The 9,045-nt window shown below is 73.2% G+C and carries 9 protein-coding genes; 6 read left to right on the top strand and 3 right to left on the bottom strand.

The genetic code is table 11. The features are described from left to right. Positions 1-162 precede the first annotated feature (162 nt). Together ACOJUF_RS20940 and ACOJUF_RS20935 are read left to right on the top strand one after the other, a co-directional pair. On the top strand, positions 163-888 hold the full coding sequence (locus ACOJUF_RS20940) for a hypothetical protein (RefSeq protein WP_420123750.1): 726 nt from the start codon (positions 163-165) through the stop codon (positions 886-888). After that, positions 885-1,358: an RDD family protein gene (locus ACOJUF_RS20935; RefSeq protein ID WP_420123749.1), complete on the top strand. Its 474-nt coding sequence runs from the start codon at positions 885-887 to the stop codon at positions 1,356-1,358. The genes ACOJUF_RS20940 and ACOJUF_RS20935 overlap by 4 nt, the downstream gene beginning before the upstream one ends. Here ACOJUF_RS20935 and ACOJUF_RS20930 read toward each other — a convergent pair. Together ACOJUF_RS20930 and ACOJUF_RS20925 are read right to left on the bottom strand one after the other, a co-directional pair. Further along, a complete protein-coding gene (locus ACOJUF_RS20930) occupies positions 1,293-1,592 on the bottom strand; it encodes a hypothetical protein (RefSeq protein WP_420123748.1) in 300 nt (99 codons plus the stop codon). The genes ACOJUF_RS20935 and ACOJUF_RS20930 overlap by 66 nt on opposite strands. A 5-nt stretch (positions 1,593-1,597) precedes the next feature. Further along, positions 1,598-1,813: a hypothetical protein gene (locus ACOJUF_RS20925; RefSeq protein WP_420123747.1), complete on the bottom strand. Its 216-nt coding sequence runs from the start codon at positions 1,811-1,813 to the stop codon at positions 1,598-1,600. Positions 1,814-2,118: 305 nt separating this feature from the next. On the opposite strand from ACOJUF_RS20925, the gene ACOJUF_RS20920 reads away from it, so the two are divergent. Together ACOJUF_RS20920 and ACOJUF_RS20915 are read left to right on the top strand one after the other, a co-directional pair. Beyond that, positions 2,119-4,770, top strand: a complete 2,652-nt coding sequence (locus ACOJUF_RS20920; RefSeq protein ID WP_420123746.1) for a LuxR C-terminal-related transcriptional regulator — start codon at positions 2,119-2,121, stop codon at positions 4,768-4,770. Between the two features lie 114 nt (positions 4,771-4,884). Then, complete coding sequence (locus ACOJUF_RS20915; protein WP_420123745.1) at positions 4,885-7,191, top strand: MMPL family transporter; 2,307 nt, start codon at positions 4,885-4,887, stop codon at positions 7,189-7,191. On the opposite strand, the gene ACOJUF_RS20910 is transcribed toward ACOJUF_RS20915, so the two are convergent. Beyond that, positions 7,159-7,695 (bottom strand): GNAT family N-acetyltransferase, encoded by a 537-nt coding sequence (locus tag ACOJUF_RS20910; protein WP_420123744.1) that lies wholly within the window; start codon positions 7,693-7,695, stop codon positions 7,159-7,161. The two genes, ACOJUF_RS20915 and ACOJUF_RS20910, sit on opposite strands and share 33 nt — an antisense overlap. 75 nt (positions 7,696-7,770) lie before the next feature. Here ACOJUF_RS20910 and thiM point away from each other — a divergent pair, with 75 nt between their 5' ends. Beyond that, on the top strand, positions 7,771-8,574 hold the full coding sequence (gene thiM, locus ACOJUF_RS20905; protein ID WP_420123743.1) for a hydroxyethylthiazole kinase: 804 nt from the start codon (positions 7,771-7,773) through the stop codon (positions 8,572-8,574). Positions 8,575-8,581: 7 nt separating this feature from the next. Further along, the coding region (locus ACOJUF_RS20900) for a thiamine phosphate synthase (protein WP_420123742.1) at positions 8,582-9,045 on the top strand (464 nt) is incomplete at its 3' end.

Raw genomic sequence — 9,045 nt, 5'->3', positions numbered from 1 at the left:
GCCGGATCGGGCCCGGCGGAGCCGGGCGCACCCGAGCCGATCCCGCCCGGGCCGGCCCCGGTCGTGGACGGCACGGCGACGGCGGCCGTCGACCCGCCGGCCGGCCCCGGTCGGGGCGAGGCCAGCGCGACGACCTCGGAGCTGTACCCGCTGTAGGCCCGTGTGGCCCTCAACGCCGGTCTGCCGTGGTTGGACCTGGACGCGGTGCTGGGCCGGGTCGACCTGAACGGGGTGCTGGCCGGGGTGGACCTGAAGGCGGTGCTGGGCCGGGTCGACCTGGACCGGGTGCTGGCCGGGGTGGACCTGAACGCGGTGCTGGGCCGGGTCGACCTGAACCGGGTGCTCGCCGCGGTGGACATCGAGGCCATCGTCCGCCGCCTGGACATCGACGAGATCGTCGCCGGGGTGGACATCCAGGGCATCGTCAGCGGGCTGGACCTGAACGCGATCGTGGCCCGGGTCGATCTGAACGCCGCCGTCGGGCGGGTCGACATCGTGTCCATCGCGGACAAGGTCATCGACGGCATCGACCTCATCCCCATCGCCGAGAACGTCGTCGACGGAATCGATCTCGCCGGCATCATCCGCGACTCGACGGGCAGCCTGGCCTCCGAGGCGGTGCACGGGGTCCGGGTGCAGGGGCAGAACGCCGACGACGCGATCGGTCAGTTCGTCGGCCGGATGCTGGGCCGCCGGCGTCAGCTGGACGGGGCACCCGTCGGGCCCCGCCCCGGGGACGGGGTCCGGGCGGATGCGGCGAACGGCGAGCCGGCGGCCGACCCGGCGACCGCGGCGACCGCGGCCCGGAGCGACCGGCCGATCGTGTACCCGTCGGCGACCAACGGCCGGTACGTCCCGCCGCCGGCCGATCGGAACCCGCGGCCATGAGCCATCCGACCACCGGACACCACCACGGCCAGACCGAGCAGCGGCCGGCCGGCATCGTCACCCGCGGGGCTTCCGCGGGCATCGATCTCGCCGTGGTCATCGTCGTCAGTTCGATGGCGTACCTGGGCTTCGTGCTGGCCAAGCTCATCTGGTCGCCGACCAACTTCGCCTGGCCGACGGTGCCGTTCTGGGTGACGCTCTCGTTCGGCTTCGGCTTCGCGGTGGTGTACCTGACGGTCGCCTGGGTGACGACCGGGCGCAGCTACGGCGGCTACGTGATGGGGTTGCGCCTGCTGACCAACGGGGGCCGCCGGGTCCGCTGGGCCCATGCCTTCGTCCGGGCGGGGTTCTGCGTGTTCTTCCCGGTCGGCCTGGCCTGGGTGATCTTCAGCCCCCGGCGCCGATCACTCCAGGATGTCGCGCTCCGCACCAAGGTCGTCTACGACTGGCACGTGGTGACCGACGCCTGAACCGCCGAGCGGGCACCCCCGCGGTGGGTCCGGGACGACGTGGATCTGCAGGCGCTGCACGATCAGGTTGAACGTCTGGATCAGCTCCAGCAGGCGGTCGATCTCCTGACGTTCGGCGGCGGTGCCGTGCAGCGTGCGGCCGGCCCGCTGCTCGAAGGTCTCCATCTCGGGCAGGGCGGAGCGGATGACCGAACCGACCCGGCCGGCCACGTGGAACTCGTAGATCGCCGCCACGGCCGTCAGCCGTCCGTCTCGCCGATGCGCCTGACCTCGATCAGATCCAGGCCCAGACTCTGCAGCCGGTTGATGATGCCGTGGAGGGCGGCCTGGTCGGCCACGGGACCACGCATGACCGTGCGGACGGGGACGACCTCGACGGAGAAGTTCTCGACCTCGTCGAGTACGGTCTCCGGCAGCTCCCCGGACACACTGATCTCGTACTCGAGCGTCGACATGCGTTCCTCCCACACCATGGCCCACGGCGTCCGAGGAGTTCCCGGCCTCTGCTCTCCCCAACCCGTCGCCCGATGCTCCCGCGGCACCGTGGCGTCCCGCGTCACCCCGACCGGATGGTTGCGGGCAGGAGGTCCAGGTGTGGGTGCGATGCAGATCGCTGTCGATCTCACTGAGTGTTCTCAATTTCCACGTCCGGCCGCTGTACGCTCCTCCAGATCAGCGAGTTCGGAAATCATGCAAGTCGGGTAATCCCGGTTTGCCGCATTCGCTGCGCCAACCGTCAAGGGCTACGAGGGTGATCAGGGTGACGACGGCCACGCATGCCCGCACGACCGCGGCAACCGTCCTCCCGGCTCTCGCCGAGGGCGTACGGCGGCCCCGCCTGGACGCGCTGCTGGACCGGGGGATCGGCCACACCCTGACCCTGGTCAGTGCCGGGCCCGGCTTCGGCAAGACGCTCACCGTCGCGTCCTGGGTCCGCCGCCGCGAGGGCGACCACGCGTTCGGCTGGATCGCCCTGGACCAGACGGACGACTCGCCGCACAGCTTCTGGTCCGCCATGCTTGCGGCGATCCGGGCGAGCGGCGGCGTCGCCGAGGAGAGCGCTCTCAACGACCTCATCCCGGCCAGCGTGTTCGGCGCCCGCGAGGTCGACACCCTGCTGGCCGGACTGGCCAACCTGCGCCGCCGGCTGGTGCTGGTCTTCGACGACTTCCATCTGATCACGAACCCCGAGGTGCTCGCCTCGGTCGCCCTGCTGCTGGAGCGGCTGCCGGAGCGCCTGACGCTGGTCATGATCACCCGGGCCGACCCGGTGCTGCCGCTGCACCGCGTCCGGGTGGCCGGCCAGCTCGTCGAGATCCGCAGCCGTGACCTGGCCTTCACCCGGGCCGAGGCGGCCGAACTGTTCGCCCTCGAGGGCTTCCGCCTGCGCGACGACCAGCTGGACATCCTGTACGCGCGCACCGAGGGCTGGGCGGCCGGCCTGCGGCTGGCCGCCATGTCGATGGACCACCACGACGTCGACGCCAGCGTCGAGCGGGTCACCGGCAGCGACCGGGCGATCGCCGAGTACCTGGTCGGGGAGGTCATGCTGCGGCTGGCCCCGGACGAGCGGGACTTCCTGCTGCACACCAGCGTGGTCGACCGGGTCTGCGGCGACCTCGCCGACGCGATCACCGGGCGGGCCGACGGCCAGCAGGTGCTCGAACACCTGCAGTCGACCAACACCTTCGTGACCGCCCTGGACAGTGAGAACCGGTGGTTCAAGTTCCATCCCCTGCTGCGGGATCTGCTGCGGCACCGGCTGGCCCTCGAACAGCGGGACCGGGTCCCCGAGCTGCACCGCCGGGTGGCGGCCTGGATGGCCGCCAACGACAGCCCGATCGAGTCGGTGCGGTCGTCGATCAAGGCCGGGGACTGGGACCGGGCCGGGCGGACGATGCTGGCCTGCATCCCGTTGATCCTCTCGGTCCAGGCGCCGGCGCTGGCCAAGGCCCTGGAACCGATGGCCCGCCGTGCCAACGAGGTCCCCTCCCTGTACGAGCTGCTGGCCGCCTGCGCCTTCCACATGCAGCGCCGTGACTATTCGGCGATGCGGCGGGACACCACCGAGGCGCGGGAGTACCTGGACGCCGCGCCGCCCGAGCTGCGGGCCAGCGCCGCCCTCCTGATCGAGCTCTTCGAGCAGGCCGGCTGCCGGATGACGGGCGATTCGGTCCGGCAGATCGAGGTGTGCCGGGGCATCCTGCGGATGCTGGACGAGACGCCGCGGCGGGAGGTCCCGCTGGCCCGGCACTTCCGGGCGATCGCGGTCAACAATCTGGGCGTCGGCCAGCTCTGGACCGACGACATCGACGCCGCCGAGCGGTCGCTCGCCGACGCCCAACAGCAGCTCCAGGACCTGGGCATGGAGCTGGCCATGCTCAACGCCGGCTCCTACCACGCCCTGCTGGACGCGATGGTCGGCCGCTGCCGCCGGGCCGAGCGCCGGGCCCGCGAGGCGTTGGAGGCGGTCGACCGGCGGGGGTGGGGTTCGGAGGTCCAGGGCATGGCGCTGCACCTGGCGCTGGCCCTGGTGCTGTCCACCCGCGGCCACGCCGACCACGCGACCAAGGCGGTCACCCGGGGGCTGGCGGCCACGGCCGGCGCGCACACCGACCGGGCCATCCGGCTGGGCCTGGCGACGGCCGCCGTCGAGGTGGCGGTGCTGCGCGGCGACGCGCAGGCGGCGCTGGAGGCCGACGCCCGGCTGCAGGCCGGGCTGGCCCGGACGCCGGGCACCCCCGTCCGGATGCGGCGGTGGGCCGACGCGGCCGGCGCGTCCGCGCTGATCCTGGCCGGCCGCCCGGACGAGGCGGTCGACCGGCTGGGCGCGCCCGCGGCCGACCGCGGGTTCTCCGCCGCGTGGCAGCGGGTCTGGTTGGCCCGGGCGCTGCTGGACACCGGCGCCCTGCACCGGATGGACGCCGTGCTGCGCCCGATGACCGAGCCCGGGTGGCAGTACCGGGAGCCGGTCGTGTTCGCCCGCCTGCTGCTGGCGGTGCTCGCCGAGCGCCAGCACCGCGACGGGATCGCCCTGGCCGAACTGACCGCCGCGGTCGACCTCGCCCAGGCCGAGGGCATCCGCCGGCCGTTCCTGCTCCTGGGGGACCGGCTGACCGGGGTGCTGCGGCGCTACCTGGTGCTGGACGGAGCCCATCCGGCCTTCGTCACGCCACTGGTCGGGACGGAGCCGGATCCGCAGCGGGAGGACGGCCGGCTCGAGCACCTGACCGAGCGGGAGCTGATCGTCCTGAAGTACCTGCCGACCATGCTCAAGGCCGGCGAGATCGCCGACGACCTGTTCGTGTCGGTCAACACGGTCAAGGCCCACCTGCGGTCGATGTACCGCAAGCTCGGTGTGAGCAACCGGCGGGAAGCGGTGGAGCGGGCCCGCGCCCTCGGCCTGCTGTAGCGTCTCGTCCTTCTCGGGCGATCCGCACCGATTGATGGTGCGGATCGCGCATCCGACCCGGCAGTGTCGCCCGGTAGGTGGTCCAGAGTGACGGAACCGGCAGAAACGGACACAATGCCTCAGCATTCGCAGACCCAGACGGACCAATCGTCCCCGGGCCGCCGCCGCGCCGTCCTGCGCGGCGTGGGGCTCGTCCTGGTGGTGGTGGCCTGGCTCGCGATCGCCGGCCTCGGCGGCCCCGCGATCGGCTCGCTGTCCACGGTGCAGTCGAACGACCAGGAGTCGTTCCTGCCGGCCGGGGCGGAATCGGTCGCCGCGACCGAGGCGGCCCGGGCCTTCGACGACTCCGGTCAGCTCCCCGGCTTCGTCGTCTTCACCACTGCGGACGGTGCGAGCGGCACCCCGCAGCAGCTCGCCGCCTGGCAGAGCTTCGCCGCCGGCCTGGCCGGCCAGCCGGTGACCAGCGCGAAGGGCACCGACATGGGCACCGTCGGGGACTTCCTGGTCGCCGGGCCGGGAGGGCAGGCCGCGCCGATCCCGGTGATCCCGTCGCAGGACGGCCAGGCCGCCCTGGTCATCGTCCCGCTCTCCGAGGAGAAGGTGACGACCGTCGGGGCCGACGGCAAGGACCCGCTGGCCGACGTCGTCGACGCCATCCGCACCTCCGCCGAGGCCACCGTGGCCGACGCCGGCGCCGGCGGCGAGGTGCACATCACCGGGCCGGCCGGATTGATCGCCGACCTCGGCGCGGCCTTCGCCGGTATCGACGGCCTCCTGCTGCTGGTGGCGCTGTCCGCCGTGCTGATCATCCTGTTCCTGGTCTACCGCGCGGTGGTGCTGCCGTTCGTCGTGCTGTTCACCTCCATCAGCGCGCTGGCCGCCGCCGGCGGGGTGGTCTACCTGCTGGCCAAGAACGGCGTCCTGGCCCTCAACGGGCAGAGCCAGGGCATCCTGTTCATCCTGGTCGTCGGCGCGGCGACCGACTACGGTCTGCTGCTGGTTTCCCGGTACCGCGAGGAGCTGACCAAGGTCGACTCCACCTGGGTCGCCATCAAGCGGGCCTGGCGGGCCTGCCTCGAACCGATCGCGGCCAGCGCCGGCACGGTCATCATCGGCCTGCTGTGCCTGCTGCTGTCCGATCTGAACTCCAACAAGGGCCTCGGCCCGGTCGGCGCCATCGGCATCGCCTGCGCGTTCGTCGCCGCGCTGACCCTGCTGCCGGCCCTGCTGATGGCCGGCCGCTGGCTTTTCTGGCCGCGGATCCCGCGGGTCGTCGAGCAGGTCGGCGGCACCCACGCCGTCTCCCACCGCGCCAAGCCGGGGATCTGGGAGAAGATCGCGGTGTTCGTGGTCCGCCGGCCGCGGAAGATCTGGATCGTCACGGTCATCGTGCTGGGCGTGGCCTGCGCCTTCGTGCCGACGTTCAAGGCGTCCGGCACGGCGCAGACCGACGTGTTCCTCACCGACGTGGACTCCATCGCCGGGCAGGACGCGCTGTCCGAACACTTCCCCGGCGGGTCCGGCAACCCGGTGGTGATCATCGCTCCCGAGGCCATCGCCGCCGACGTCGTGTCGGCGGTCGGCGGGGTCGACGGCATCTCCGGCGAACCGCAGATCCTGACCGCCGCCGGTACCGGCCCGCAGGCCGCCGGGGCCCCGCCGCTGGTCGTCGACGGAAAGGTGCAGATCCAGGCGACCCTGTCCGCGGCGGCCGACTCCGAGGAGGCCGAGGCCACCGTCCGGGCCGTGCGGACCGCCGCCCACGCCGTGCCGGGCGCCGACGGCCAGGTGCTCGTCGGCGGCACCACCGCGATCCAGGTCGACACCAACGACACCTCGTCCCGCGACCTGACGGTGATCATCCCGGTGGTGCTGGTGGCCATCCTGTTCGTGCTCATCCTGCTGCTGCGGTCGTTGATCGCCGCGTTGCTGCTGGTCACCGCGACCGTGCTGTCCTTCGGCGCGGCCCTGGGGGTGTCGGCCCTGATGTTCAACCACGTGTTCGACTTCCCCGGCTCGGACCCGGCGGTGCCGCTGTTCGCGTTCGTCTTCCTGGTCGCGCTCGGCGTGGACTATTCGATCTTCCTGATGACCCGGGCGCGGGAGGAGGTGGCGTTCCACGGGCCGCACGACGGCATGATGCGCGGGCTGGCCGTGACCGGCGGCGTGATCACCAGCGCCGGTATCGTGCTCGCCGCCACCTTCGCGGCGCTGGCCGTCATCCCGATCCTGTTCCTGGCCCAGATCGCGTTCATTGTCGCGTTCGGCGTGCTGCTGGACACGTTCGTCGTGCGCACCCTGCTCGTGCCGGCCGCCGCGATCGACATGGGCTGGTTCACCTGGTGGCCGATTCGGCCCAAGCCGACCAAGCACCAACTGGAGCAGCGGTCAGTCGATCACCCGGCTCCGGCGCTCAAGTAGAACCACGTCGCGCCACCGCCCGTGCTGCCGGGCGATGCGCTCGCGCCGGCCGACCGTCCGGAAGCCGGCGCGGGCGTGCAGGGCCAGGCTGGCGGCATTCTCCGGAAACACGGCCGACTGGATCGTCCAGATGCCGGCCGCCTCGGTGGACGCGATGAGCGCGGCCAGCAGCGCGCGGCCGACCCCACGACCCGCAACCGCCGGATCGACGTAGACCGAGTGCTCGACCACACCGGCGTAGGCCGCCCGGGTCGAGACCGGGCTCACCGCCACCCAGCCGACCACCTCGGCCGGGCGGTCCGGGCCGGTGGCGAGCGCGACGAACCGGTGTCCGGGCCGTCGGCCGGCGTCGAACTCGGCCCAGCTCGCCGGCGGCACGACCTCGAAGGTGGCGTCCCCGGTGGCGATCCCGGTGGCGTAGATCGCCCGGACGGCCGGCCAGTCGGCCGGCACGAGGGGCCGGATCAGGGCTTCGCCCCGCGGCGCGCCCGGTGGTTGGTCCATGGCCGTCCTCCCGTCGTGGCCCGACCTGGCTATCCTCGCCTCCGACCCTTGACCCAGGTGGAGGAACGCCCGGCCATGACCGCTCCCTCGATCCGCCCCGCCGACTGCGCCGACGCCTTGGCGACGCTGCGCGAGCGGTCGCCCCTGGTGCAGTGCCTGACCAACATCGTCGTCGCGCAATGGACGGCGAACGTGCTGCTGGCCGTCGGCGCGGCCCCGGCCATGGTCGACAACCCGGAGGAGGCCGGTGCGTTCGCCCGGATCGCCGGCGGCGTGCTGGTCAATCTCGGCACCCCCTACGCCGACACCACGGCGGCGATGGAGCAGGCGGTCGCCGGCGCGACCGCCGCCGGCACCCCGTGGGTGCTCGATCCCGTGGCCGCCGGCGCTCTGGCCTGGCGCACCGGGATCGCCCGCACACTGCTCGACGAGCGGCCGACGGTGCTGCGCGGCAACGCCTCCGAGGTGATGGCGCTGACCGGCGGAGCCGGCGGCAAGGGCGTGGACTCGGTCGACACCCCGGAGGCCGCGCTCGACGCCGCGGTCGAGCTGGCCGGCCGGCACGGCACCGTGGTGGCCATCAGCGGACCGGTCGACCACCTCACGGACGGGAACCGGGTGGTCCGGGTGGCCAACGGGCACCCCTTGCTGACGCGGGTCACCGGTGTCGGCTGTGCGCTCGGCGCGATGATCGCCGGATTCGCCGCCGTCGTGCCGGACCCGCTGCTGGCGGCCGTCGCCGCGACGGCCACGCTGACCGTGGCCGGCGACCGTGCCGCCGCCGCGGCCGACGGGCCGGGCACGTTCGCGGTGGCCCTGCTCGACCGGCTCGCCCTGCTGACGCCGGACGAGCTGGCCGACCGGGTCCGGCTGGGCTGAGCCGCCGATGGCCCGGCCGGTCGACCTGAGGCTGTACCTGGTCACCGACACCGTGCTCTGCGGCGCGCACGGCGTGGCGGCGACCGTCGCCGCGGCGGTGCGCGGCGGGGTGACCGTCGTGCAGGTGCGCGACCCGCACGCGCCGGACGACGAGTTCGTCCGGCTCGGCCGATCGGTGGTCGCCGCCCTGGCGGGGACCGGGGTGCCGGTCATCGTCAACGACCGGGTCCACCTGGTCGCGGCGATCGGTGCGGCCGGTGCCCACGTCGGCCAGGGCGACCTCGACCCCGTCGCCGCGCGGGCCGTGCTCGGCCCGGACGCCGTCCTCGGGTTGTCCGTGCAGACGATCGCGCACGTCGAGGTGGCCGCGGCGTTGCCGCCGGGCACCGTCGACCATCTCGGCGTCGGGCCGGTCTGGTGGCAGTCGACCAAACCCGACGCGGCCGATCCCGGCGGGCTGGACCGGCTGGC

Origin of the sequence: Nakamurella sp. (assembly GCF_048594475.1) — a bacterium.
Classification (GTDB): Bacteria; Actinomycetota; Actinomycetes; order Mycobacteriales; family Nakamurellaceae; genus Nakamurella.
Note: the sequence above shows the minus strand (reverse complement) of the source record. Positions and strands in the feature narration are given on the sequence as shown.